The organism is Yoonia sp. SS1-5 (genome assembly GCF_038443705.2).
Classification (GTDB): Bacteria; Pseudomonadota; Alphaproteobacteria; order Rhodobacterales; family Rhodobacteraceae; genus Yoonia; species Yoonia rhodophyticola.
In genome coordinates this window covers 3646981-3670465 of record NZ_CP151767.2, presented here as the reverse complement: position 1 = coordinate 3670465, position 23485 = coordinate 3646981, and the positions used below count along the sequence as shown (strand labels likewise).

General features: G+C 59.3%; 26 protein-coding genes. 5 read left to right on the top strand and 21 right to left on the bottom strand.

Annotated elements, in window-relative coordinates; all coding sequences use genetic code 11:
• Window positions 1-3: 3 nt before the first annotated feature.
• Complete coding sequence (locus AABB31_RS19545) at window positions 4-375, bottom strand: hypothetical protein (protein WP_373635175.1); 372 nt, start codon at window positions 373-375, stop codon at window positions 4-6.
• Window positions 375-1781 (bottom strand): 3-isopropylmalate dehydratase large subunit, encoded by a 1407-nt coding sequence (gene leuC / locus AABB31_RS19540; protein ID WP_342076564.1) that lies wholly within the window; start codon window positions 1779-1781, stop codon window positions 375-377. The genes AABB31_RS19545 and leuC overlap by 1 nt, the downstream gene beginning before the upstream one ends.
• A 225-nt stretch (window positions 1782-2006) precedes the next feature.
• Here leuC and AABB31_RS19535 point away from each other — a divergent pair, with 225 nt between their 5' ends.
• Window positions 2007-2627, top strand: coding sequence for a heme-binding protein (locus tag AABB31_RS19535; RefSeq protein WP_342076565.1), 621 nt, complete (start codon window positions 2007-2009; stop codon window positions 2625-2627).
• Here the strand turns inward: AABB31_RS19535 and AABB31_RS19530 are convergent.
• Window positions 2614-3633, bottom strand: coding sequence for a hypothetical protein (locus AABB31_RS19530; RefSeq protein WP_342076566.1), 1020 nt, complete (start codon window positions 3631-3633; stop codon window positions 2614-2616). The genes AABB31_RS19535 and AABB31_RS19530 overlap by 14 nt on opposite strands.
• A 222-nt stretch (window positions 3634-3855) precedes the next feature.
• On the opposite strand from AABB31_RS19530, the gene AABB31_RS19525 reads away from it, so the two are divergent.
• Window positions 3856-5250, top strand: a complete 1395-nt coding sequence (locus AABB31_RS19525) for a mechanosensitive ion channel domain-containing protein (RefSeq protein WP_342078936.1) — start codon at window positions 3856-3858, stop codon at window positions 5248-5250.
• Between the two features lie 44 nt (window positions 5251-5294).
• Here AABB31_RS19525 and acs read toward each other — a convergent pair whose 3' ends face one another.
• Window positions 5295-7253: an acetate--CoA ligase gene (acs, locus tag AABB31_RS19520; RefSeq protein ID WP_342076567.1), complete on the bottom strand. Its 1959-nt coding sequence runs from the start codon at window positions 7251-7253 to the stop codon at window positions 5295-5297.
• Between the two features lie 157 nt (window positions 7254-7410).
• Here acs and AABB31_RS19515 point away from each other — a divergent pair, with 157 nt between their 5' ends.
• Together AABB31_RS19515 and AABB31_RS19510 are read left to right on the top strand one after the other, a co-directional pair.
• Window positions 7411-7878 carry a YdcF family protein gene (locus AABB31_RS19515; RefSeq protein WP_342076568.1) on the top strand — a complete coding sequence of 156 codons (468 nt, stop codon included), beginning with the start codon at window positions 7411-7413 and terminating at the stop codon, window positions 7876-7878.
• Between the two features lie 76 nt (window positions 7879-7954).
• A complete protein-coding gene (locus tag AABB31_RS19510) occupies window positions 7955-8608 on the top strand; it encodes a hypothetical protein (RefSeq protein WP_373635174.1) in 654 nt (217 codons plus the stop codon).
• 3 nt (window positions 8609-8611) lie between these two features.
• Here the strand turns inward: AABB31_RS19510 and ureG are convergent, their stop codons facing one another.
• The 15 genes from ureG to AABB31_RS19435 form a co-directional block, all read right to left on the bottom strand.
• Window positions 8612-9220, bottom strand: a complete 609-nt coding sequence (gene ureG, locus AABB31_RS19505; protein ID WP_342076570.1) for an urease accessory protein UreG — start codon at window positions 9218-9220, stop codon at window positions 8612-8614.
• Window positions 9221-9631, bottom strand: a complete 411-nt coding sequence (locus AABB31_RS19500) for a DUF3995 domain-containing protein (protein ID WP_342076571.1) — start codon at window positions 9629-9631, stop codon at window positions 9221-9223.
• A complete protein-coding gene (locus tag AABB31_RS19495; RefSeq protein ID WP_342076572.1) occupies window positions 9628-10263 on the bottom strand; it encodes an urease accessory protein UreF in 636 nt (211 codons plus the stop codon). Before AABB31_RS19495 ends, AABB31_RS19500 begins: the two co-directional genes overlap by 4 nt.
• A complete protein-coding gene (locus AABB31_RS19490; RefSeq protein WP_342076573.1) occupies window positions 10253-10735 on the bottom strand; it encodes an urease accessory protein UreE in 483 nt (160 codons plus the stop codon). The genes AABB31_RS19495 and AABB31_RS19490 overlap by 11 nt, the downstream gene beginning before the upstream one ends.
• 4 nt (window positions 10736-10739) lie before the next feature.
• Window positions 10740-11267 (bottom strand): hypothetical protein, encoded by a 528-nt coding sequence (locus AABB31_RS19485; protein WP_342076574.1) that lies wholly within the window; start codon window positions 11265-11267, stop codon window positions 10740-10742.
• 128 nt (window positions 11268-11395) lie between these two features.
• Entirely contained in the window at window positions 11396-11533 is a 138-nt protein-coding gene (locus tag AABB31_RS19480; RefSeq protein WP_373635173.1) for a hypothetical protein, read from the bottom strand.
• 162 nt (window positions 11534-11695) lie between these two features.
• Window positions 11696-13456 (bottom strand): urease subunit alpha, encoded by a 1761-nt coding sequence (ureC, locus tag AABB31_RS19475; protein ID WP_342076575.1) that lies wholly within the window; start codon window positions 13454-13456, stop codon window positions 11696-11698.
• A gap of 12 nt (window positions 13457-13468) precedes the next feature.
• The gene (locus AABB31_RS19470; RefSeq protein WP_342076576.1) at window positions 13469-14194 is read right to left on the bottom strand and encodes a hypothetical protein; all 726 of its coding nucleotides are present in this window, start codon (window positions 14192-14194) and stop codon (window positions 13469-13471) included.
• 88 nt (window positions 14195-14282) lie between these two features.
• Window positions 14283-14588 carry an urease subunit beta gene (locus tag AABB31_RS19465; protein WP_342076577.1) on the bottom strand — a complete coding sequence of 102 codons (306 nt, stop codon included), beginning with the start codon at window positions 14586-14588 and terminating at the stop codon, window positions 14283-14285.
• Between the two features lie 40 nt (window positions 14589-14628).
• On the bottom strand, window positions 14629-14931 hold the full coding sequence (locus tag AABB31_RS19460; protein ID WP_342076578.1) for an urease subunit gamma: 303 nt from the start codon (window positions 14929-14931) through the stop codon (window positions 14629-14631).
• 3 nt (window positions 14932-14934) lie between these two features.
• Entirely contained in the window at window positions 14935-15783 is an 849-nt protein-coding gene (locus tag AABB31_RS19455) for an urease accessory protein UreD (RefSeq protein ID WP_342076579.1), read from the bottom strand.
• A 112-nt stretch (window positions 15784-15895) separates the two neighbouring features.
• A complete protein-coding gene (locus AABB31_RS19450; RefSeq protein ID WP_342076580.1) occupies window positions 15896-18187 on the bottom strand; it encodes a glycosyl hydrolase family 28-related protein in 2292 nt (763 codons plus the stop codon).
• A gap of 147 nt (window positions 18188-18334) precedes the next feature.
• Entirely contained in the window at window positions 18335-18739 is a 405-nt protein-coding gene (locus AABB31_RS19445; protein ID WP_342076581.1) for a DUF4864 domain-containing protein, read from the bottom strand.
• 56 nt (window positions 18740-18795) lie between these two features.
• Window positions 18796-19134: a hypothetical protein gene (locus AABB31_RS19440; RefSeq protein WP_342076582.1), complete on the bottom strand. Its 339-nt coding sequence runs from the start codon at window positions 19132-19134 to the stop codon at window positions 18796-18798.
• Window positions 19135-19157: 23 nt separating this feature from the next.
• Window positions 19158-20723, bottom strand: a complete 1566-nt coding sequence (locus AABB31_RS19435) for a lysine--tRNA ligase (RefSeq protein WP_342076583.1) — start codon at window positions 20721-20723, stop codon at window positions 19158-19160.
• A 113-nt stretch (window positions 20724-20836) separates the two neighbouring features.
• On the opposite strand from AABB31_RS19435, the gene AABB31_RS19430 reads away from it, so the two are divergent.
• Window positions 20837-21256 carry a tellurite resistance TerB family protein gene (locus AABB31_RS19430; RefSeq protein WP_342076584.1) on the top strand — a complete coding sequence of 140 codons (420 nt, stop codon included), beginning with the start codon at window positions 20837-20839 and terminating at the stop codon, window positions 21254-21256.
• 24 nt (window positions 21257-21280) lie between these two features.
• On the opposite strand, the gene dacB is transcribed toward AABB31_RS19430, so the two are convergent.
• Window positions 21281-22741, bottom strand: coding sequence for a D-alanyl-D-alanine carboxypeptidase/D-alanyl-D-alanine-endopeptidase (dacB, locus tag AABB31_RS19425; protein ID WP_342076585.1), 1461 nt, complete (start codon window positions 22739-22741; stop codon window positions 21281-21283).
• Window positions 22738-23334 (bottom strand): nicotinate-nucleotide adenylyltransferase, encoded by a 597-nt coding sequence (locus AABB31_RS19420; protein ID WP_342076586.1) that lies wholly within the window; start codon window positions 23332-23334, stop codon window positions 22738-22740. Before AABB31_RS19420 ends, dacB begins: the two co-directional genes overlap by 4 nt.
• Window positions 23335-23485 lie beyond the last annotated feature (151 nt).

Genomic DNA, 23485 nt, shown 5'->3' with positions numbered 1-23485 from the left:
GATTTAAGACCCCGTGATCTCGACAGCGAAATTACCGCTCGGCAACCGCTCAATTTCCATAAACGCACGGCGGAAGGTTGTTCCGTTTGCACACGTCGCGGAGAACGCAACAAGACCAGCATCACCAGGCGTTTCGGAGTAGCCCCCCAATACCTCGTCAACGCAAACGGCCCTGATCTGGTTCTGGACCAGACCACCGTCATACCCTGCCGGATTGTAGCTGCCCGATATCGTACCATCCTTCAGCGAGGCCCCGAAATAGTCGGCATTCCGCGTCGATATATCCGACGCGCTTCCGCATGCGCTCAACCCAGCAACTACCGCTGCCAAAATTGCTATACGCAGTCCGCCCAGACCCTGTAAATCTGTCATCATTACATCATCTCCCGCACGTCAGTCAGTTTGCCCGTAATCGCAGCCGCTGCCGCCATTTGCGGCGACATCAGATGGGTACGTCCGCCCCGGCCCTGGCGCCCTTCGAAATTCCGGTTCGACGTTGCCGCACAGCGTTCGCCCGGGGCCAGTTGATCGGGGTTCATCGCCAGACACATGGAACAGCCCGCAAGGCGCCATTCAAACCCGGCGTCTTTAAAGATATCCGCAAGGCCTTCTTCCTCGGCCTGCGCACGCACAAGACCCGAGCCGGGCACAACCATCGCCCGCAGCCCGTCTTTCTTCTTCTTGCCTTTCAGGATCGCGGCAGCGGCGCGCAAATCCTCAATCCGGCCATTTGTGCAAGAGCCGATAAAGACCGTGTCAATTTCGATCTCGGACAGCGGGGTGCCGGGCTTGAGGTCCATATAGTCAAGCGAGCGCTGTGCCGCACCGACCTTGCCGCCTTCAAAATCCGCGGCAGCTGGCACAGTCGCGGTGATGGGCAGGACATCCTCGGGCGACGTCCCCCAAGTGACCACAGGCGCGATATCCTCGCCCTTGATCGTCACAACCTTGTCCCAATGCGCATCGTCATCGGAATACAGCGTTTTCCACCACGCAACCGCAGCCTCCCACGCGGCCCCTTTCGGTGCATGCGGGCGGCCCATGCAATATTCATAGGTCTTCTCATCCGGCGCGATGATCCCGGCGCGTGCGCCGCCTTCGATGGCCATGTTGCAGACGGTCATACGCCCTTCCATGGACAGATCGCGGATTGCCTCGCCCATATATTCGATGACGTAGCCGGTCCCGCCGGCAGTCCCGGTTTCACCGATGACAGACAGGGTAATGTCCTTGGCCGTCACACCGGGGCGCAGCTTGCCCGTAATCTCGACCTTCATGTTTTTGGATTTCTTCTGGATCAGCGTTTGCGTCGCCAGAACATGTTCGACCTCGGAGGTGCCGATCCCGTGGGCCAGCGCACCAAAGGCGCCGTGGGTGGCGGTGTGGCTGTCGCCGCACACCACGGTCATGCCGGGCAATGTCCAACCCTGCTCTGGGCCGACGATATGCACGATCCCCTGACGGACATCGGATACCGGATAATAGTGAATGCCGAAATCCTTGGCATTCTTGTCGAGGGCCGCAACCTGAATGGCGCTATCCTCGGTCATGTTCTTGGGGTCTTCGCGACCGGCTGTTGTCGGCACGTTATGGTCCGGCACGGCAATCGTCTTTTCCGGCGCGCGCACTTGGCGGCCTGCCATGCGCAGCCCTTCAAAGGCTTGCGGGCTGGTCACCTCGTGGACCAGATGGCGATCAATATAGAGCAGGCAGGTGCCATCCTCGGCCTCGTGGGCCACATGGGCATCCCAGATTTTATCATAGAGCGTTTTGGGGGACATGGTCCTCTCCCGTATCAAATGTCAGCAAAAGTCAGGCGTGCGAAAGTAGGGGGGCAATCAGCCCCGTGCAAGGATGGTGCAGGACGCGCCATAAAAGCGCCAAGGCAGGCGGGCGCGATCATCCATGTCAAAAACCTTTTTCATAGGCTGCAGATACACATGGATGCCCAACCTCGCAAGTGCATGCAGTGTTGAAATGGTCCCAAACGCGCTAGCTCGTTGGGTATGAAACAGATCAATGCCCTGACCGCCGCTGCGATGCTCACCGCGACACCGATTGCAGCACAGGACAGCTATGGCAAATATCAGTCGCCGGCATACAGCGTGACGCTGCAGGACGGCCCATTTGAGGTGCGGCGTTACGCGCCCGCGCTGATGGCCGAGGTCCGGGTACAGGCCAACCGCAGTGCCGCATTGCGGGCGGGTTTCAGAATACTGGCCGGGTATATTTTTGGCGGCAATAGCAGCGCGGACAAGGTTGCCATGACGTCCCCGGTTGCACAGCGGTCCGAAAAGATCGCAATGACAAGCCCTGTGCAACAGGCGGGCGAAGGCGACATCTGGACGGTCAGCTTCATGATGCCCCGCGACTACACGCGGCAGACCTTGCCCGTGCCAAATGACGACCGCATCAGGTTTGTCGAGACCGGGCCGGTCACCCAGGTGGTTGTGAGGTTCGCAGGACTGGCACGCGGTAACAAACTGGCGCAGCAAGAGGCGGCCTTGCGGATGTTTGCAAAAGAAAACGGGCTCCGCATCGCCGAACCCGTCCAATATTACTATTATGATGACCCGATGACCCTGCCCTGGAAACGCCGGAACGAGGTTGCCTTTATCCTTGACTAGGGGTCGGCGGCACCGTGACGCCAAAGCTGGCCAAAGTGGCTGTCGGGTTCTCGATGTCGGCCTCTTCGGTAAAGAAGACGTCGATTGTTGCCGCATCAACCTGCGCCTGGGTCGCCCCACGTAAAAACACACTCGCACCCTCGGTATCATCGGGATTTGTGGCGCTATCCTCCATCACGGCGGTCACCCGGATACCCGAGACGGTGACAGTGCCACCGTCGCCGTCACTTTCGGTGATTGTGTCGGCGACCGTCTCAATCCGCAGGGTCGGCGCGACATCACCCGCCTCTAGCACACCATCCACCGTCAGCGTCAGCGTGTCCCGCACGGGATCGAAGTCCGAGATGATGCCGTTTGTATCCTGATCGTCAGACACATTGGCGAGCACATAATGATCGTTGTCGCCTGCACCACCAACCAATGTGGCCTCGCCCGTGACGAGGATCAGGTCGTCATCATCCGCGCTGCCATCCGCGCGGCCCTCGCCGCCCCAGATAAAGAGCGTGTCATCCCCGTCATCCCCACGAAGGGCGTCGGTGACCCTTTCCGCCGGGCCGCCATCCGACCGCGCGTCCAGGCCACCCGCAATCACATCATTGCCATCCCCGCCGCGCAACAGATCGGACCCAAAGCCGCCCTGGATGATATCATCATCTGCACCACCAAAGATCCTGTCGTCGCCAACGCCGCCGTCAATCACGTCATTGCCGGGACTGCCCAGAATGAAGTCGCGCCCCAGACCGCCATTGACCGTATCATTCCCCTCGCCGGGGCGGATTTCATCATCACCGCCGCCGCCATCAATGACATCGTCACCGGTGAAACCAAAGATCAGATCATCCCGGTCCGTGCCATCAAGTGTATCATCACCAAACGTTCCGCGGATTTCATCGCCGTCAATCCGGCGCGCGTCGGGTCCGTCTTCGCTGTCCTCGTCATCGTCCAGCACCAGGGGAACCAGAAGGGCACCGCCCGCAACAAGCAGCAGGATCATCGTCAGGTCCATGGCGGACGCCTCCGTGAAGTTTAAGTTAATGGTTTGTAAACCGGCTTATGGAAACCGGGCAAGGGCGCAGAGAACAGGAAGGTTAATTCTTGGGCGCGACCGTGTGATCCCTGCCGCCCGAAATCACATCGGCGGGTCGAACTTGCGCCACCAGTCTGGGCCGTGCAAGAGTGAGGGGGATCAAACGGTTAGGTAGGGTTCGCGATGTCGCGCCATGTAAGTATGACAGGCCAGGAAGATCGCGGTGATCCGACCACGCCCGAGGCGCAGTTTGATGAGGTCGTCAATATCGGCGCGGAGCTTTATGAAAAGGCCGAAACCTTTGTAGGGTCGCTGTTTCAGACGCAAAACCTCTACCAAATCGGGATCGCCATTGGCCTTGCGGTTCTGGCACATCTGTTGCGGGCGCTCTTGGGCCCCCGGATCAGGGCGTGGATGGGCTCGCGCGAGAACTGGCCAAAATGGCGCATGCGCATCCTTGTCGTCATTCACCAGCGGCTGCGGGCGATTTTCTTTGTGGCCCTGATCTGGGCCACCGTGTTTGTGATGCGCGAGGTGACCTGGAACAGCCGAAGTTACATGCTGAGCATCATCGCAACGCTGGCGCTGGCGTGGCTGGTGATCGTTTTCCTGACGCGGATGATCAAAAGCAAATTCATCCGCAAGGTGGTCCGATACGGGGCCTGGACCTATGTCACCCTGCAGATACTCGGCCTGCTGGAAGAGGCCGAAGGCCTGCTGGACAGCGCCGGTTTCGAGATTGGCGATATCCGCTTTTCGCTGCTGTTATTGGTGCAGGCGCTTGTCGTTCTGGGCGCGACCATCACGCTGGCCCGGTTCTTTACGACGACAACGGCTGCCCGGATCCGCACGAACGAGGATATCAGCCCGTCGATGCGGGTGCTGATCATCAAAGGCGTGCAGATCGCCTTTTACGGGATCGCGTTTTACACCGGCGTGCGCGCGCTTGGGATTGATCTGACCGGACTTGCGGTCCTGTCCGGTGCCATCGGCGTTGGTCTTGGTTTCGGCCTGCAAAAGGTCGTCTCGAACCTTGTCTCGGGCGTGATCATCCTGCTGGACAAATCCATCAAGCCCGGCGACGTCATCAGCCTTGGGGACACGTTCGGGTGGATCAACAGTCTTGGCGCCCGCTATGTTTCGGTGGTCACCCGGGACGGGCGGGAATACCTGATCCCGAACGAGGATCTGATCACCGGGCAGGTGGTCAACTGGTCGCATTCCAACGACTTTGTCCGGCTCGATATCCATTTCGGCACAGCCTATCACGACAATCCGCATGATGTGCGCAGGATCGCAATTGAGGCCGCGCAGAGTGTCGACAGGGTCCTGAAAACCCGCCCCACCGTCTGCCACATCGTGGGTTTCGGGGATAGCTCGGTCGATTACATTCTGCGGTTCTGGATACAGGACCCGACCGGGGGGCTGACCAATATTCGCGGCAATGTCTTTCTGGCCCTGTGGGATGCATTCAGCGCCCACGGCATTTCCATCCCCTTCCCGCAGCGCGAGGTGACGGTCATGGAAGGCAAACCATTGCAAGCTGCGACAAGCGAAGCTGACCCGGAGGCCCCCGCCAAACAAGCGGACCCGTAAAACCGAGCCCGCCTGATAGGCGCTAGTCTTCTAGGGTCAGGACCCTAGCCCTTGTTCATCCGGTTTTCGATCAGGTCATCGACCACCGACGGATCAGCCAGCGTTGACGTATCGCCAAGTGCGCCAAAATCATCCTCTGCGATCTTGCGCAGGATACGGCGCATGATCTTGCCCGATCTTGTCTTGGGAAGGCCGGGCGCCCATTGGATCAGATCGGGCTTGGCAATCGGGCCAATCTCGGCCCGCACCCAGACTTCCAGTTCCTTGCGCAGTTCCTCGCTTGGCTCTTCGCCGCCCATCAGGGTCACATAGGCGTAGATGCCCTGCCCCTTGATGTCATGCGGATAACCGACCACCGCAGCCTCGGCCACCTTGGCATGGGCGACCAGCGCGCTTTCGACCTCGGCCGTGCCCATCCGGTGGCCAGACACGTTGATCACATCATCCACGCGGCCGGTGATCCAGTAATAGCCATCCGCATCACGGCGGCAGCCATCCCCGGTAAAGTAGTAGTTCTTGTAATCCGCAAAATAGGTCTTTTCGAACCGCTCATGATCGCCCCAGACGGTCCGCATCTGCGCAGGCCAGCTGTCTTTGATGCAAAGCACGCCCTCGGCGGCGGTGTCGTGGATTTCCGCGCCGGTGGTTGGTTCAAGAATGACAGGTTGGACCCCAAAGAACGGCACTGTCGCCGATCCCGGCTTGGTCGCCGTGGCGCCCGGCAACGGGGTCAGCAAATGGCCGCCCGTCTCGGTCTGCCACCATGTGTCGACAATCGGAACCGCGCCCTTGCCAACGACGGTGTGATACCAGTTCCAGGCTTCCGGATTGATCGGCTCGCCCACCGTGCCGAGGACTTTCAGATCGGACAGGTCGTATTTCTCGACATAGTCATTCCCCTGCCCCATCAGCGCGCGGATCGCTGTTGGTGCGGTGTAGAACTGGTTGACCTTGTGCTTTTCACAGACCTGCCAGAACCGGCCGGCATCGGGGTAGGTCGGGACCCCTTCGAACATCAGCGTGGTTGCCCCATTGGCCAGCGGCCCATAGACGATATAGCTGTGTCCGGTGACCCAGCCCACATCTGCGGTACACCAGAAGATGTCACCGTCATGATAGTCGAATGTATATTGATGGGTCATCGACGCATAAACGATGTAGCCGCCGGTGCTGTGGACAACCCCCTTGGGCATGCCAGTCGAACCGGATGTATAGAGAATGAACAACGGATCCTCTGCCCCCATCTCTTCGGGTGGGCAATCGGCACTGACGGTGTCTTCCATCTCGTGCAGCCAGTAGTCACCTTCCGAGCGCCAGGCGATCTGTTGGCCGGTCCGTTTCACACACAGGCATTTGACATCATGCATCACGTTGATCAGGGCCTGATTGACGCTGTCCTTGAGGTTGGTCACCCGCCCGCCGCGCGGTGCGCCATCGGCAGTGATCACAACCTTTGCCTGCGATCCGCTGACCCGGGCAGCCAGCGCATCAGCCGAGAAACCTGCAAAAACAATCGAATGAATCGCCCCGATCCGGGCGCAGGCCAGCATCGCATAAGCCGCCTCGGGGATCATCGGCATGTAAAGCACAACGCGATCCCCCTTGCCGACGCCCAGTTCCTTCAGGCTATTGGCCATCAGGCAGGTTTTTTCGTGGACCTGCGCATAGGTCAGGTGCAGGGCGTCTTCATCCGGGCTGTCGGGCTCCCAGATAATCGCCGTCTGATCACCACGGGTTGCAAGATGCCGGTCAAGGCAATTGGCGGACACGTTCAGCGTGCCATCCTCGAACCACTTGATATCCACATTGCCGGGGGCAAAGCTGGTATTCTTGACCTTGGTATAGGGTTTGATCCAGTCCACGCGTTTGCCATGTTCGGCCCAAAACGCCGCGGGGTCGCTGATAGAGGCGGCATACATCGCATCATATGTGGCCTTGTCGGCATGGGCGTTTGCGGCCATTTCGGCCGATGGCGGATAGGTTCCGGCTGGTTGATCTGTCATGGCATCTCCCCCTCGTTCTTGTTATGCGCTTTCGCGCGTATCATGGGCAGATCGCACCGGATTCCAAGTCGCACAAAGGTGCTAAATGGCGTTTTGTCAATTTTCACATCGTATGCGGGCCACCGATGTCAATGATTTTACATAAGGTCGCGTGCCGGTGAAGGACGCAATCATCATTCTGGGGGCTGCTGTTTGGGCAACCGGCCCCTCGCCCACATTGCTGCGCCGGACGCGGCATGCCGCAAAGCTGTGGCATCAGAACAAGGCCAGATTTGTGGTCCCATGCGGCGGTCTGGGGGTGCATCCACCGACCGAGGCTGCGGCCATGCAGGATCTATTGCTTGCAGATGGCATTCCGGCAGCGCAAATCATTCTGGAAGACAAGTCCACGACAACATTGGAAAATATCCGCAACGCCTGTGCGGTACTACCCGGGCGTGACGTGATCATCGTGACCGATGGCTATCACCAGGCGCGCGCGAAAATGGTTGCAAGGCATTTCGGATTGCAGGCCGACATGTCATCGCCGGACATGCCCCGCCTGCCGCTCCGCGAGCATCTGCGCGAGGTTGTGGCCCGCCCGGCCTATGCCTGGAAGCTGCGGCGCCTGCCACCGCGATCTTAATCTCCATTAACGAACGCTTAACCAAAGCACCCCATAGACAGGGTGGTGAATGGCGAGCGGGTATATGCGGTTTCTCATGACGATTCTGGTGATGGCCGGGCTAGCGCAGATGGCGCAGGCCGGGGCGTGGCCGCGTGAGAAGGGGCAGGTTTTCATTGCGTCAGGCGGGAACTTTCTGCTCTCGGACGGGGCCGAACTGCCGGTGCATTATGATCCGACATTCTATGCCGAATACGGGCTGTCTGACCGCCTGACCGTCGGGCTGGATTATCACACCGCTGATCGTGGCCGGATCAACACCGGCTTTGTCTTCGCCCGGTTCCCGCTGGATATCACCACAGGTCCCAACCGCTTGGCAGCTGGCTTTGCGCTTGGCGCCCGTGTCGATGAATTCAACCCGGTCGAGCGGCTGCTGCGCGGCAGCCTGTCATGGGGGCGCGGTCTGGAAAACGGCTGGTTGTCGATTGATGCAAGCGCTACCTATGGCACAATTGATCAGATGTATCGCCCCAAGGCTGATTTTACCTGGGGCATGAATGTGAATGACCGATGGACCACTGCGGCGCAGCTTCAAACCGGGCAAGGGTTCAACGACGATTATTATGCCAAGATCAACCCATCCATCAGTTACCGGATCAACGATCACTACCGGGTCAGTCTTGGCCTTGTCAAAGCACTGACCGGCGATGAGGGTGGCGCGATCAAACTTGACCTCTGGTCGACCTTCTGACGGCTAAAGCCCGCCCACATCACGCAATAGTGCCGTGATATCCGACACACCCTTACCGTGCCGCAGGCTGGCAAAGACCACGGGCAGGTCACCGCGCATCCGCGCCGCATCCTTTGCCATCACGTCAAGCGAGGCACCCACATGCGGCGCCAGATCCGTCTTGTTGATCACCAGAATGTCGGACCGTGTAATCGCAGGGCCACCCTTGCGCGGAATTTCCTCGCCCGCGGCCACGTCGATGACGTAGACGGTGACATCGGCCAGCTCTGGGCTGAAAGTCGCAGACAGATTGTCACCGCCGCTTTCGATCAGGATCAGTTCCAGATCCGCATGCCGGTCGCGCATTTCGGCAACGGCGGCAAGGTTGATGGATGCATCCTCGCGAATGGCCGTATGCGGGCAGCCACCGGTTTCAACACCCATGACCCGATCTGCAGGCAGGATCTGCATCCGCATCAATGCCTCTGCGTCTTCCTGCGTGTAGATGTCATTTGTAATTACGCCGAGGCTGATGTGATCTTTCAGCACCTGTGCAAGGGCAGCTGTCAGGGTTGTCTTCCCCGCCCCAACCGGCCCCCCGATCCCGACCCGCAGCGGTCCATTTGGCGACATTCAGTTTCCTCCGACGATAAGAATGGCAAGCCCAGCGCCCAGCGCGAGGCACAAGGGGCCGTATCGTGTTCTGTCATAGCGGGCAAACGGTTCTTCGGGCGTCATCCGCCGCCATAGCCGCGTGTAGGCAAGCCCGCCCCGCAGGATCAGCACCGCCGCCGCAAGCCCCAGGATTGCATCGCGCAATCCGCCGGGCGGCAGCCAGATCAGGACAGTCACCATGACCAGTGCCGCGACGACCAGAAAACACGGGATCGGGCCGGGCATGCGTGTCACACCGCGCGCCCCCACAAAGGCGCGGGCCAGCTCCGCCTCATCCGCGATGGGCACCCACTTGCCCATCCCCCACAACGCGTGAAGCGCCGAAATACCAACAAGAACGCCGCTGATCAGGATCGCAAGCAGGGTCATGACCGGAAAATCCTTGGTTGCTGCGCCTCATGCTGCATCGAGGCGATATCAACAGTAAATGCTGCCGCACCAAGATCATCAAGCGCGGCATCTACGGCCATCGCCCCGATCTGCGCGCAAAGCGGGGTCAGATCAGCCAGCACCTGCTGTCCGGCCGTTTGCCCCAGCGGCATCAGCCGCGTGGCCGCCTGGACAAGGTTGCTGACGAATGCCTGCAGCCAGACCTGAACCACCGGCAGCACCGGTATATCCATCAGCCCGGCGGCACGACCAACAGCCACCGGATATGCCATATCCGGTAAATTCAGTTTCCAGACGGCCCGGGTCGTGGCAGCAAAGGCGGCACCTTGCTGCAACGTTTCCATACGGCGCTCTTTTGACGGGGCAAGGGCTGCTGCAAGCTGGGCCAGCTCGGTTGGATCATCGGCCTTATGGGCCGCGCAAAGCAGGATCGCATCTGACCGGCCCGCCCCGATCTCAACCACGGTTTCCAGCCAATCGCGCAACGTTGCCGCATCGGTCACATCACCACGCTGGATCGCCCGTTCCAGCCCGTGCGACCAGGCAAAGGCGCCTACCGGATAGGCCGGCGACAGCCATTGGGTCAGGATCAGAAGCTTGTCAGTGGTCATGGCCATGCGCGTGGTCAGGCATATGGGTGTGCGAATGATCATGCCCCATGGTCCGCCCATGCCCATACGCCCCACCTTCTGGGGTGAATGGGCCGTCAAAATCCACCACTTGCGCACCCAGCTGTTCCAGCAGCCCGCGCATGACTTTCTCGCGCTGCAGCACCAGCGCATCGGGGCTGATCGCGCAGGGCGCATGGCGGTTGCCCACATGCCAGGCCAGTCGCACCAGATCACCGGTCACGCGCATCAGCGGTTCATCTGCCGCAATCACCCCAATATGGCGGCCATCCTCCAATACAAACACATCCCCCTGATCAAGCGATGTCGTCGCGGGCAAATCGACCAGAAAATCGTCACCATCCAGCGTTGTCAGCTTCTTGCGCCGCAGCAGCCGTGCATCGTAGCGTAGCGAGACCATTGCGACGGGTTCGATATCGGCGGCATGCAGCACCTGATGCGCGATGGCAGTCATCTTGTTAACCCTTTGCGATGTCCGCGACCGGATAGATCGCAGGTTCGGACATGTCATTGTCAAAATAGGAATGCAGAATGCCAAATCCCAGCGCAGGCAGGTAATAGACCACCTCGCGGTGCCAATAATCAGCACTTTGATGCTCGAATGTGCCGGGGATCATCCGGTAGGTGCAATCGCCATATGTGATGTCGGTCACCCCCGCCCAGCGCAGCAAGATCGTCTCGGCATAAGGTCCCACGCCATCGCTGACGACCGTCTCAAATTCCCGATATTCACCCGCAACCGGCACCGGCAAGGTTGCCGCCTGATCGCGAAACGCAAAGGTGGTGCGACTGGCCGGATCAACCTGGCCATCGGCCATATCGGCCAGTTCCAGCACATAGACCCCTTGCCCGAGGAGGGTTCTGATCACATGGCCATCGGGGAAATGCGCAATCGCTTCGACAATGCCATTGCCTTGCGCGCGAAAGGTCTCTTGCCGGCCGTCGGGCTGGGTCAGGACGATGCCCTGTTCAAGGTCAGCCGCCACTGGGCAGTCGGCCCATGAAGGTCCCGCCAAAAAGCAAGCCGCAAGTATTCGAATGAGCATGCCTGTCCGCCTTCCCAACCGGGAAAGATGCTATCTTCCCTTCGGGCAGGCGGCCAGCACAATTTGCGCTATTTGGCGGTCTTTGCGGAACGCGAACGTCCAAGCAGCGCAGATGCATAAGATTTGATCACACGGCCTGTGACTGCAGCCAGTTCTGCGAACATTTCGCGGTTGGTGATCAATGTGTTATCCGTCTGGAAAGTCATGATTGCCTCTTTCAAAAAGCTGTCTTTCCTCCCTGACCGACATCTATGTTTCGATGGGGCGGGCGACAATCCCTTGTCACGCAACGTCACGGCACCGGATGCGCCAACATCCGGGGCAGGTGCTGATCTGCGCGCAATGCCGTTCGGCCGCGGCCAGATGCCCTAAAACAGAAAATACCGTTGGGCCATGGGCAGTTCAGCGGCTGGCTGGCAGGTCAGCAACTCGCCATCTGCCCGGACCTCGTAGGTTTCGGGGTTCACTTCGACCGCGGGCATGGCGTTGTTCAACTTCAGGTCTGCCTTGCCGATGTTGCGGGTGTTCTGCACAGGCAGGGTCTTCTTTGCGAGGCCCAGTTGATCTGCCAGTCCCGCATCCTGCGCCGCCGCGCTGACAAATGTGACGGCAGCATTTTCAAGCGACCGCCCATAGGCACCAAACATCGGTCGTGTATAGACCGGCTGTGGTGTCGGAATGGATGCGTTCGGATCGCCCATCTGGGCACAGACAATCGTACCGCCCATCAGGACCATCTCGGGCTTTACCCCGAAAAAGGCCGTATCCCATAGCACCAGATCAGCCCGTTTGCCGACTTCGATAGATCCGACATGCGCGCTAAGGCCATGGGCAATAGCGGGGTTGATCGTATATTTCGCGATGTAGCGCCGGACCCGCAGGTTGTCATTGTCGCCGGTTTCCTCGGCCAGCGCCCCGCGCTGGACTTTCATCTTATGCGCTGTCTGCCAGGTGCGGATAATGACCTCGCCCACACGGCCCATGGCCTGGCTGTCCGAGGCAATGATACTGAATGCGCCCATGTCATGCAGGATATCTTCGGCAGCAATCGTTTCGCGGCGAATACGGCTTTCGGCAAAGGCCACGTCTTCTGGGATGGATTTGTCCAGGTGATGGCAGACCATCAGCATGTCCAGATGTTCATCCACCGTATTGACCGTGAAAGGCCGGGTCGGATTGGTCGAAGACGGCAGCACATGACTTTCGCCACAAATCTTGATGATATCCGGGGCGTGGCCACCGCCGGCACCTTCGGTGTGGAACGCGTGGATGGTCCGGCCTTTCATGGCCCCCACCGTATTTTCCACAAAACCGCTTTCGTTGAGCGTATCGGTATGGATCATCACCTGCACATCCATGGCGTCGGCCACAGACAGGCAGCAATCAATCGCCGCCGGGGTTGTTCCCCAATCCTCATGCAGTTTCAGACACGACGCACCGCCATTCACCTGTTCCTCTAGCGCGGCGGGAAGTGATGCGTTCCCCTTGCCCGCAAAGGCAAGGTTCATCGGAAACGCATCTGCTGCCTGCAACATCCGCCCGATATGCCATGGCCCGGGCGTACAGGTCGTCGCAAGCGTACCATGCGCAGGCCCTGTGCCGCCCCCGATCATCGTGGTCAGTCCGGAATGCAGCGCGTCTTCGATCTGTTGTGGACAGATAAAGTGGATATGGCTGTCGATCCCCCCAGCTGTCAGAATGCGACCCTCGCCCGCGATCGCTTCTGTGCCGGGCCCAACGATAATATCGACGCCCGGCTGCGTGTCAGGGTTACCAGCTTTGCCGATCCCAACGATCTTGCCATCCTTAAGGCCCACATCGGCCTTGATAATCCCCGTCCAGTCAACAATCAGCGCATTGGTGATAACGGTATCCACAGCGCCTTCGGCCCGGGTCGCCTGACTTTGGCCCATGCCATCGCGAATGACCTTACCACCGCCGAACTTGACCTCTTCACCATAGAGCAAGGCGTTGTTGCCCGTGCCGCCTGTTGCGGCGGAACCTGCAGCTTCGGCGATCAGGTCACGCTCCACCTCGATGATCAGTTCTGTATCCGCCAATCGCACCCGGTCCCCAACAGTGGGACCAAACATGGCGGCGTAGTCAGCTCTGGAAATCGAGGCGGGCATGGGCGTCTCCGGTCAGGTTTTGGCTTTGGCCCCATCCAACGGAACCTCGGCCAAGGTCACGGTTTTCTTGCGTGACTTGGACGGCGGGGTTGGGGCGGGTTTGGCAGGTGCAGCAGCTTTGAGCGCTGGTTTCTCTGCTGTTGCGGCAACAGCCGCTGTTGCAGCCTTTGGCGCAGCGGCGGGTTTACGGGCAGATTTCGGCGCCGCGGTCTTTGGTTTTGCGGGCTTGGCCGTTGCTTTTTTGGCGACGGGTTGTTTTTTCGCGGGCGCAGGCGCTGCTGCCTTTGCGACGGGTTTTGGTGCGGCAGCAACGGGTGCAGGCTTCGCCGGCGCCTCCGGTGCCTTTGGCGCCGCTACTTTGGGCTGCACTGGCGCTGCGGGCGCAGGCGCCGCCGCTTTCACAGCGACTGGTTTGGCTTTGGGTGCCGCTGCTGGCTTGGGCGCGGCGGCCTTTTCTGCCTTTGGTGCGGCCGCCACGGACTTGGCCGGCTTTGGTTTACTGGCTACCACTTTCTTTGCTGGCGCCGCCTTCGCGGCGGGCTTTTTGGGGGCTGCGCGTTTTGGGGTAACGGGTTTGGGCGCAGCAGAAGGTTGGTCCAGAAATGGCAGGATCAGCGCCTTCTGGGCGGTGTATGTCTTGTCAAAAACGGCCTGTGTCAGGCGCATTTGTTCGCAGATCACAGCCGCAGTCGCCCGGGTCATTTCTGCCGAAATCGTCATGGTCAGTGCTGGGGTCATCTCTCAGTCCTCGGAGTTGAAAAGAATTTCGCATCGCCAATATATGTCAATCATTATGCGAGTGCAGCATTTTTCTGCATTGCAGCATTCACAAATCACCCATTACTTTGCCGTTGAAACCGAATATCCGGCGCGCACCCGATATGGGGATCAATGAAACCTCGCGCCGCTGACCCGGTTCGAATCGCACCGCCGTTCCTGCGGCGATATCCAGCCGCATGCCGTGGGCGGTATCGCGGTCAAATTCCAACGCGGAATTCGTCTCGGCAAAGTGAAAGTGAGAGCCGACCTGCACCGGCCGATCACCCGTATTGGCCACCTCAAGCGTCACGGCTTGGGCGCCTGCATTCAGCATCAACGCGCCCTCGGCAACGATCACTTCACCCGGTTTCATATCGTCCGTCCTTCATCATCTTGCGCATTGCAAATTACCCTCAGCGGATTGGATCATGCACGGTCACCAGCTTGGTGCCATCGGGAAAGGTGGCTTCGACCTGCACCTCGTGGATCATCTCGGCGATCCCATCCATGACCTGATCGCGCGTGATCACCTTTGCGCCGGCCTGCATCATGTCCGCGACCGACCGCCCGTCACGCGCGCCTTCGACAACGGCATCGGTGATCAGGGCAATCGCCTCGGGATGGTTCAGCTTTACACCACGGGCAAGACGCTTGCGGGCCACTTCGGCGGCCATCGCAATCAGCAGCTTGTCCTTTTCACGTGGGGTCAGTTGCATGGGTCAAAGTCTCCAGACACGAGGGATCGGGGCCGCCGACACCTGTTCGATCAACGGGATCAGGACGCGGCGCAGCATGAAACTATCGGCAGCAAGCAGCCTGATCAACAACAGGTCGTCAGCGATCAGGCTTGCACCCGCATCAGCGGGCAATGGCATCTCGGCAAAACCCGCAGCCTGTGGGCCTGCCAAAAGAACGGTGGCCATGGCACCCGCCCCCGCAGCCACCGCCTTGCGTTGCAAAAGGCTGTTGGCGTCCCCGACAAGGCGAACGGCATCGGCGAAGACCAGATCGCCCGCCCGGTGAACCCGCCAATGATCGGTGAAATGCAGGCTGTGAACCGTTTCGCCCATTGCGACGCGCCCAAAGATGATTGGTTCGACAATCAATGCGGTTGCATCAGGGGCAAGGTTCACATGCACGGTGCGATCCAGCGCCGCCCCATCAAAGATGATGGTCTCCTGCGGCAGCCAGTCCACACGGGCGCCAGGACCGGCGGTCAGCGTTACATCCGCCCGCGCGACTTGTTCGGGTTGGGCGCGATAGGCGCGCTCGGCAGCTTGTGACGACAGGGTCACATGGGCGCCCTCGGCAGCCTCAACCGCGATTGTCATCTGGTCGCCGCCGGTCAGACCACCCGCAGTATTCAGAAACACCGCATCAAGTGACGCACCCTTGCTACGCGGGAACAGCGCCTTAAGCGAACCATCCTGCCGCAAATCACCAATGACCGTCTCAGCGCCGCGCCGTTTTGCCACAAGATGCAATTGGCCTTGGGCGCGGGGTGCCAATGCAGGGCTGACATTGATGGGGGCGGCGTAAGTGATGGCGGCAGCTTTCGCGTCAAACATTCACCTTACCTGATGCCAAAAGACCCCGCCCAATGACCAGAGCGGAGCATCGTTTTTTGACCGCAAAGCGCCTTGTGACGGACAAATGCCCAATAATAAGGCAGCCGCAAAATCAATCGTCGGTCTCATCCATGCGGACCTGATATCGGACCCGCCCTTTGACGGCCTGCGACCAATTCAGATGGACGCTGCGCAGGTCTGCGCCCTGCTCGCCTTCGGTCCAGGGAAAATCGTGGACACGGCTGCCGCCTGCGTTTGTGATGGCCCCTTCGGCCGTCACCACATCCACGTATTTCGCGCGGCCACCAAATGGCAGGGCCGTTCCGGTATCAACAAGCCAGGTTGTCGCCTCGGTCGATTGGGTGTGGGTCAGAAAGGCAGGGTTCTGCACGGGTTCGTTGACATTGTGAAACACATTCCCGCTAAAGTTCAGATCCCGGGTCCGGTCATAATTGATATCCGCAAATGTGGTATCCACGTGCTCCACCCGGTCAATGCGGCCATTGAGCGACCGGAAAACGTTACTGACGACAGAGAAGCCATTGATGAAATGGTTAGGGCCGTAGGGTTTGATGACAATGAAGTTGAACCAATCCGCGACATCATTGGTCGTGAAGATATTGCCGGTAATCGTCAAACCACCGAATGAGAACTGCGCGCCCAGCGCCGGATCGCTAAAATGTTCGTTGGTCCATTCAATAAAGTTATTGTCACAATAATTGCCCGTAAACACGCTTTTGGGATTGGGCGAGGTGATGACGATCCCCCCCATGCGCACGCCATTTGTCTCATCATCCCCGTGAAACCAGTGATTGCCCGAAATCAGCGAGCCCGAGCCTGCAAGAACGCAGAAATGCTTGAACTTGCTGGTGCGGTTGTCACGGATTTTGACGTCATTGGCATTGGCGTTAAAGCCAATCGTCGTGCGGTCAGCGACCGGGATCGCCTGCTCGGCCGAGATCAACTGACACCTGTCGATCATCATCCCCTGGCAGCCGCGCCCTGGCGATGACAGCCCCCGATCCTTGGGCCGGTTGATAAAGCAATCGCGCAGGTGAAAGGTAAAGCCATCCGGGGCCAGCATAATCCCGCTGGCGATGTCGCGCCCCTGAAATTCGATGTCGTCCAGTACAAACTGGCTGAACTTGTCGTAGCCCGAGAAATCCAACATGTATTTGAAACGGGTGAAGGTGAAATTCTGGCTTCCCTCCGCATCGAATAACGGACGGCTCAGGGTGAGGGACTGTGCCGACAGGTTCACTGCGCGCACATAGATTTCCCGCCCAACCCCATTGCCGGACACAAGGGCGCCGACAGGAATCGCCGCAATCTCGGCGACATTGGTCAGCACCTTGTCATCGGACGGATCATATGTGGCCTGCGAGGTCACTTCCGTCGGATCCCAGGCCGCACCCTCAATAGGCTGAAACTGTCCGTTTCTGATCACCCGGCGCGTCTCGAACCGGGTGCGGGTCGGATCAGTGGCCTGCATATCAACAGGCTCTGTCAGGGAAATCCGGCGCCCGTTCAGATCAAGCGATTCATGGTCGGAAAAGTTGATCAGCGCCTGAAACGCCTTTTTGAAGGCAAGTTCTTCGTCTTGGAAGGCCTCGACATAGGTTTCGTAGTTGTAATCGAGGCGCAGAATAAACCGGTGTTCAGGCGCCTGCACAATTGTGCCTGCAAACTTGACCTGACTTTCCATCGTGACCGTGTCTTCCAACAGATAGACCCCGTCAGGCACAACAACGGTGCGCCCATCTGCGGCGGCGTCGGCGGCTTCAAAGGCAGCACTGTCATCGGTAACCCCATCCCCCTTGGCGCCATAATCGCGAACGTCGACGATGGACAAAAGATCGCGGGTAAAGACGGATGTCACATCCTCGATCATAATGTCGTCAATGCGGACCAGTCCCCCGGTGGGGCCTGTCAGTTCAACGCCAAGATGGCCGTAATTCGCACCTGTCCAGACCAGATCCACCCCAGTGCGATCTCCGGTGCCAATAATGGCCGATATCTCGACAACCTCGCCATAACTGGTCAATGCGGTTGTCGGTCCCGCCTCGGGCAGACCAGAGGCCTGCGCGCCGCCCGCCAGCCCGGCCCAGCCAGACACGCGCACCGATGGAAACGGGCCCGCCACCGCCTTGACCCGGGCCGTCACACGCAGATAGCACCCGGGCAAGATCGGCGTTTCGCCCATATATCTGACGCGCGTGATCGGGTCGTTCTTGAGCACTTCAAGGCAACCGGCAAAATCCTGATCGGCCGCGACAAAAACCCCCGAGCCGCTGACAGCATAAGTGTCGGACCCCGGCGTGCCATCGCCGCTTGACCACACCGCCAGACCCGCCGCAAAAGGCTGGGGATTAAATACAATACCGTCCGTTATCGCCTTGTTCATGAGGGACCCTCTTTGAATGACATGCAAAGGCCCGGCACGACGTACCGGACCACTCGGGCCAACATCTAAAGAAAGGGTCTAAATCCGTGCTGACAGCACCGTGACGGTGCGCCCGCAACAGGTCATCAAGCAGCCAGGGTCAGGGCCCTATGCGCCCACACCATTGCCGGGCAACAGTTGCACACCATTGATCTGCCAGCCATTGCCGGTTTCGATCATCTGATACAGCAGCACATACAGGTTGCCGGAAGGGTCACGTAACATGACCTTTTGCATCTGCGCGCCGTTCACTTCGCGGCGCTCCAGAAACTCGACCTGCCGGTTGTCCCAGACCATGGGATATCCGCGTTCGACCATCAGGCCAAAATTCTGCGGATTTTCGAAGATGCGTTTGATATTGGGGCTTGCATAGCTCCACGCCTCTTGCAGATCGCGATCATTGAAGGCCTGCAACTGATTGCCGATCACACTTTCAATGCTGTCACTCTGCTGTGCGGTGGTTGAGGTTGCGGTCAGGAACAGACCCAAAATCAGTACAAAAATACGTGCCATCAGGTTCTCCAATCCTCTGCGATCGTACCTTATACGGGACGCAGGGCAGATCAGTTTCATTTCTTTGTCGGTTTGGGTTTGAGGGTGCGGGCAAAGGCGACCGATTTGGCAAACCAACCGGTCAGCGCACCCTCATCATCAAGCAGCGCGTCAGGCACAGCCACGTAGCCGTTCATCACGCTGTTGTAGCGGATCACCGGATCGTTGGGATAGTCGCGCCCATAGTCGGCAATCTCAACCTTTGACAGCCGGATACACATCTGCCCGTCCGGGCCAACAAAAGAAAACATATTCCCGTTCAGCGCCGTGTAGGCTGTCGCCTTTCCCTTGCGGACAAGACCCGCATGCCCGGCGATCAGGCGGTCGTAGATTGCGACAACAGCATCACGGTCCATACCGTAGCATAGCAAACGAGCGCTTAATCAGCCAGCTTTTGCGTGATCAGGGCAATGGTCTCGTCCACGCCGTAAAGTGCGATGAACCCACCAAACCGGGGGCCCTGTGAAGCCCCCAGCAACACCTCGTAAAGTGCGGTGAACCATCCGCGCAACGGATCAAAATCATGCGCCTTGCCTACGGCAAAGACCATGGATTGCAGGGCCTCGGCGTCCAAACCGCCATCCCAATCCTTGAGGCGGGCAACCAGATCGGTCATTGCCGCCCGCTCCTGATCGGTCGGGGCGCGATAGACTTTCGTCGGCTGGACGAAATCATTGTAGTAGCGCACCGCAAAGCCGGCGGCCTGATCCATTTGCGGATTTTTCTCGGCGGAAGCCTCAGGCGCGTAACGCTGAATAAAGCCCCAAAGGGTTGCCTTGTCTTCGGCCCCTGACACGGAGGCAAGGTTCAGCAGCATCGCAAACGGCACGACCATGTCCGACGCCGGGACATTATGCCCATGGATGTGAAAAACCGGATTGTTCAGCCGGGCCTTGTTGTCCTGGTCGGCATAGGCGCGCAACTGCTGATGATACTCATCAACCGCTTTTGGGATGACATCAAAATGCATGCGTTTTGCAGTCTTGGGCTTTTGATACATGAAATATGACAGCGACTCTGTCGCCGCATAGGTCAGCCATTCGTCAATCGACAACCCATTGCCGGACGTTTTCGAGATCTTGTGACCGTCGGCGTCCAGGAACAGCTCATAGGTGAAATGCTCGGGCGCGCGGCCCCCAAGGACGCGGCAGATGCCATCGTAAATCGGCGTGTTGGTGGCGTGATCCTTGCCGTACATCTCGAAATCGACGCCCAGCGCGGCCCAACGCGCGCCAAAATCCGGTTTCCACTGCAACTTGCAATTGCCGCCGGTGATCGGAAGGGTCACATCTGTCCCATCCACGTCTTCAAACGTGATTTGACCGTCCTTGGTCACCTCTTTCATCGGGACATAAAGGACCTGCCCGGTCGTCGGACTGATCGGCAAAAAAATCGAATAGGTCTGGCGGCGTTCTTCGCGCAGCGATTTCAGCATGATTGCCATGACAGCATCATACTGCTCAGCCGCCTTCAGCAGAATCGCATCCATTTTGCCCGATTGGTAATATTCGGTGGACGACGCGAATTCATACTCAAACCCGAACGTATCCAGAAAGTTGTTCAAACGGGCATTCATATGGTCGCCGAAACTGCCATGTGTGCCAAACGGATCGGGCACAGCCGTCAAGGGCTTTTGCATGAAAGGTTCCAGCGCCGCAGGATCAGGCACATTGCCGGGGATCTTGCGCATCCCGTCCATATCATCCGAAAAGCACAGCAATTTCGTAGGGATGTCCGAGATCACCTCGAACGCCCGGCGCACCATTGTGGTGCGGCCAACCTCGCCAAATGTGCCGATATGCGGCAGGCCGGACGGGCCATAGCCGGTTTCGAACAGCACATAACCCTTCTCGGGGTCCTTTTTGGCATAGCGTTTGAGCACGCGACGGGCCTCTTCAAAAGGCCAGGCCTTGGATGTCATTGCCGCATCACGCAGGTTCGTCATGGTATCTCTCACACACGAAAGGCGGCCCCAATGACCACCGCTTGAACGCACTCCCTATTGCGAGCGCCGCACAGCGTCAATAAATGGTGCAAGAAGAACGCAAAGGAAGCACCATGCTTGAAGACGCCCCAATGACGGAACAGGACGCGCTTGTCGCGATCATGATCGCCGTATCCGCATCTGACGAAAACATCCGCACCTCGGAACTTGTCAAGATGAGCAATGTCATCAACAACCTGCCGGTATTTGCAGGATACGAGCCCGAACGTGTGCCGCTGATCTCGCAAAAAGTGTTTGAGCTTCTGGAACCGGAAGACGGGCTTGAAACGCTGTTTGGACTGATCCGAAAGGCCCTGCCCGAGCGTTTGTTCGAAACGGCCTACGCGTTGTCATGTGATGTGGCTGCTGCCGACGGCATGATCATGGGTCCCGAAGCCCGGATGCTGGAAGAAGTCCGCGATGAGCTGCGCATTGACAGATTGCATGCGGCCGCCATTGAACGCGGGGCGCGCGCGCGGCACATGACACTGTGACGCCGGAAAACTAGGGTCTTGACCCTAGCTGGCCTTGATCCAGTATTGCAGCAGGCGTTGCTGCAAGGCCTTCGCCGACCGGTTCCAGGGTGCCGCACCACGCGGTGCCTCACCCCCCAGCGCCTTGCCAGCGGCGCGCGCCTCCAAATCCGCCCCGAAAAACGCAAAAGCCAGATCCCGGCCCGACGCCGTGCGAACATATCCCGCCAGGCTGGATACAAAATTCAGCGTACCGGTTTTTGCCTGAACAAGACCCGGGTGATTGCGGATCACCTTGCGATTGCCATCCAGCAGGTCAATACGTTTCAGAAGCGGGCGCAACTGCGGCGCAATCCCCTCGGCGGTCAATAACTGCACCATATCCGACGCGGTCACGCGGGCGGCGTCACCCAATCCGGAATGATCCACGAAAGTGGGGGCAATCGCGGCCCGGTCGCTTGCCCAACGCGCCATGCCCAGGGCCGAGGTACGCAGACCGCGCTGCTGCCCAGACAGCATCTGCGTGGCAGCCAGACCGGCGGCCTCTGCGGTGATATTGGTTGAATAGCGCAACATACCCCGCATCATCTGGTCCAGCGGAACGCTGCGATATCTGGCCAGAACCTGGCCCGCGGGCTCGGCCCCATGCACCTTTGCGGGTTTCAGGACAATGCCAGCCGTGCGCGCAAAGGTGGCAAACACCTCGCCGGCATAAAGTGCGGGATTGCGCACCGGTAACCAGCGCGAACCGCCATTGCCCAAGGCCCGGCGGGCGACCGTCCATTCATCAACATTGCCTTGCGTGCGATAGGTGAAAACAGGGCTTTCGCGATCAACGATGCGCATACGCGCGGTGGTCACTGGCGGCTGATGCTTTTCGCTGCGCGCATCCAGACCGGTACTGTAACTGTCACCCGCCTTTTTCCATTCGAAATAGACCCGATTGAAGTTCAGGTTCAGACCCGTGATTGTCGGGTTGTATCCCAGATAGTCCAACTGGGTCGGATCAATCTCATCCAGATTGGCCAGCGCATCATCCCAGACCAGAAAATCGCCCCGAACCTCGCGCAGGCCTTTTTCGGCCAGACGATCCACAAGTTCTGCCAGTTGATCGGTGACGAGGTTCGGATCCCCGCCGCCCGACAGGATCAGATTTCCGTTCAAAACCCCGTTTTCGATTGGACCATCGGCAAAAACGCGCGTCTCAAACCGATGCTCTGCGCCAAGCGCGTCCATCGCATAAAGCGCGGTCACGGCCTTTGCGACACTCGCCGGTGGCAAGGGCAGGTCCGCCGCCACCCGCGCAAGGCTTTCCCCCGTCGCCAGATCGGCAAGCACGCAGCCCACCTGCCCTGACAGACCCGCCGCAGCGATGATCTGTGCGGTAGCACCCCGAAACGGCAACCGGGCGCGCGGCCTGATGGAGGTTAGCGGTGCCTCCGCGCCCGCTCCAGTCGCAGCCGCCGAAAGGCCGCCCCCCAGCACAAAGCGTCGCGAGACAATCACTGCCACTCTCCGCGCGCGCGAATGGCGCTGGATGATTGGTCCGACATGGGCAGGTTCACAAAGGACCAGGCTGGTGCCTGCCTGCGGCCGAGACTGTGGGCTGCCTGTTTTGGCAATCTGGCATGGCGGTAGATGCGCGCTGTCTTTGACAAGCGGGCTGATATCCGGTCCCCCGGTCGGGCAAGCACCCCAACGGCGACGTGATCCATGATCCAACGCCAGTCCTGCCAGCGATGGAACTGTGTCAGGTTGTCAGCCCCCATCAGCCACACAAAACGGACCCCCGGATAGCGGCGTTGCAGCGCTGATAGCGTTTGTGCGGTGTAAAAGGTGCCAAGTCGGGCCTCCAGATCCGTCACCAGAACGCGCGGATGCTGCATCAATCGGCGGGCGGCGACCATACGCTCTGCCAACGGGGCGGGGCCGCGGGTCTTGAGCGGGTTCGCCGGGCTGACCAACCACCAGACGTGGTCCAGACCAAACCGCTTCAGGGCAGATCGGGTGATATGCACATGGCCTGCATGTGCCGGATCAAACGATCCACCCAACAATCCGATCACCTGCCCTTTTCTTGCTGACGGAAATCCGCGCACTTTGCCTCCTTCGCCCGCCACATGTGCAAAAAGCCAATGGATGGGCCAAAAGTAAACCCGTCAATTTCCAAAGCCGTCTAACGTCGCGCATCTTTGACTGGTTGCAGCAGATTTTCTGTATCCTATCAATGCCCGGTGTCACGCAATATCA

Coding starts and splice junctions, on each gene's coding strand:
- AABB31_RS19545 (WP_373635175.1), bottom strand. CDS start 375: ATGATGACAGATTTACAGGGTCTGGGCGGACTGCGTATAGCAATTTTG.
- leuC (WP_342076564.1), bottom strand. CDS start 1,781: ATGTCCCCCAAAACGCTCTATGATAAAATCTGGGATGCCCATGTGGCC.
- AABB31_RS19535 (WP_342076565.1), top strand. CDS start 2,007: ATGAAACAGATCAATGCCCTGACCGCCGCTGCGATGCTCACCGCGACA.
- AABB31_RS19530 (WP_342076566.1), bottom strand. CDS start 3,633: ATGGACCTGACGATGATCCTGCTGCTTGTTGCGGGCGGTGCCCTTCTG.
- AABB31_RS19525 (WP_342078936.1), top strand. CDS start 3,856: ATGACAGGCCAGGAAGATCGCGGTGATCCGACCACGCCCGAGGCGCAG.
- acs (WP_342076567.1), bottom strand. CDS start 7,253: ATGACAGATCAACCAGCCGGAACCTATCCGCCATCGGCCGAAATGGCC.
- AABB31_RS19510 (WP_373635174.1), top strand. CDS start 7,955: ATGACGATTCTGGTGATGGCCGGGCTAGCGCAGATGGCGCAGGCCGGG.
- ureG (WP_342076570.1), bottom strand. CDS start 9,220: ATGTCGCCAAATGGACCGCTGCGGGTCGGGATCGGGGGGCCGGTTGGG.
- AABB31_RS19500 (WP_342076571.1), bottom strand. CDS start 9,631: ATGACCCTGCTTGCGATCCTGATCAGCGGCGTTCTTGTTGGTATTTCG.
- AABB31_RS19495 (WP_342076572.1), bottom strand. CDS start 10,263: ATGACCACTGACAAGCTTCTGATCCTGACCCAATGGCTGTCGCCGGCC.
- AABB31_RS19490 (WP_342076573.1), bottom strand. CDS start 10,735: ATGACTGCCATCGCGCATCAGGTGCTGCATGCCGCCGATATCGAACCC.
- AABB31_RS19480 (WP_373635173.1), bottom strand. CDS start 11,533: ATGACTTTCCAGACGGATAACACATTGATCACCAACCGCGAAATGTTC.
- ureC (WP_342076575.1), bottom strand. CDS start 13,456: ATGCCCGCCTCGATTTCCAGAGCTGACTACGCCGCCATGTTTGGTCCC.
- AABB31_RS19470 (WP_342076576.1), bottom strand. CDS start 14,194: ATGACCCCAGCACTGACCATGACGATTTCGGCAGAAATGACCCGGGCG.
- AABB31_RS19465 (WP_342076577.1), bottom strand. CDS start 14,588: ATGAAACCGGGTGAAGTGATCGTTGCCGAGGGCGCGTTGATGCTGAAT.
- AABB31_RS19460 (WP_342076578.1), bottom strand. CDS start 14,931: ATGCAACTGACCCCACGTGAAAAGGACAAGCTGCTGATTGCGATGGCC.
- AABB31_RS19455 (WP_342076579.1), bottom strand. CDS start 15,783: ATGTTTGACGCGAAAGCTGCCGCCATCACTTACGCCGCCCCCATCAAT.
- AABB31_RS19450 (WP_342076580.1), bottom strand. CDS start 18,187: ATGAACAAGGCGATAACGGACGGTATTGTATTTAATCCCCAGCCTTTT.
- AABB31_RS19445 (WP_342076581.1), bottom strand. CDS start 18,739: ATGGCACGTATTTTTGTACTGATTTTGGGTCTGTTCCTGACCGCAACC.
- AABB31_RS19440 (WP_342076582.1), bottom strand. CDS start 19,134: ATGGACCGTGATGCTGTTGTCGCAATCTACGACCGCCTGATCGCCGGG.
- AABB31_RS19435 (WP_342076583.1), bottom strand. CDS start 20,723: ATGACGAACCTGCGTGATGCGGCAATGACATCCAAGGCCTGGCCTTTT.
- AABB31_RS19430 (WP_342076584.1), top strand. CDS start 20,837: ATGCTTGAAGACGCCCCAATGACGGAACAGGACGCGCTTGTCGCGATC.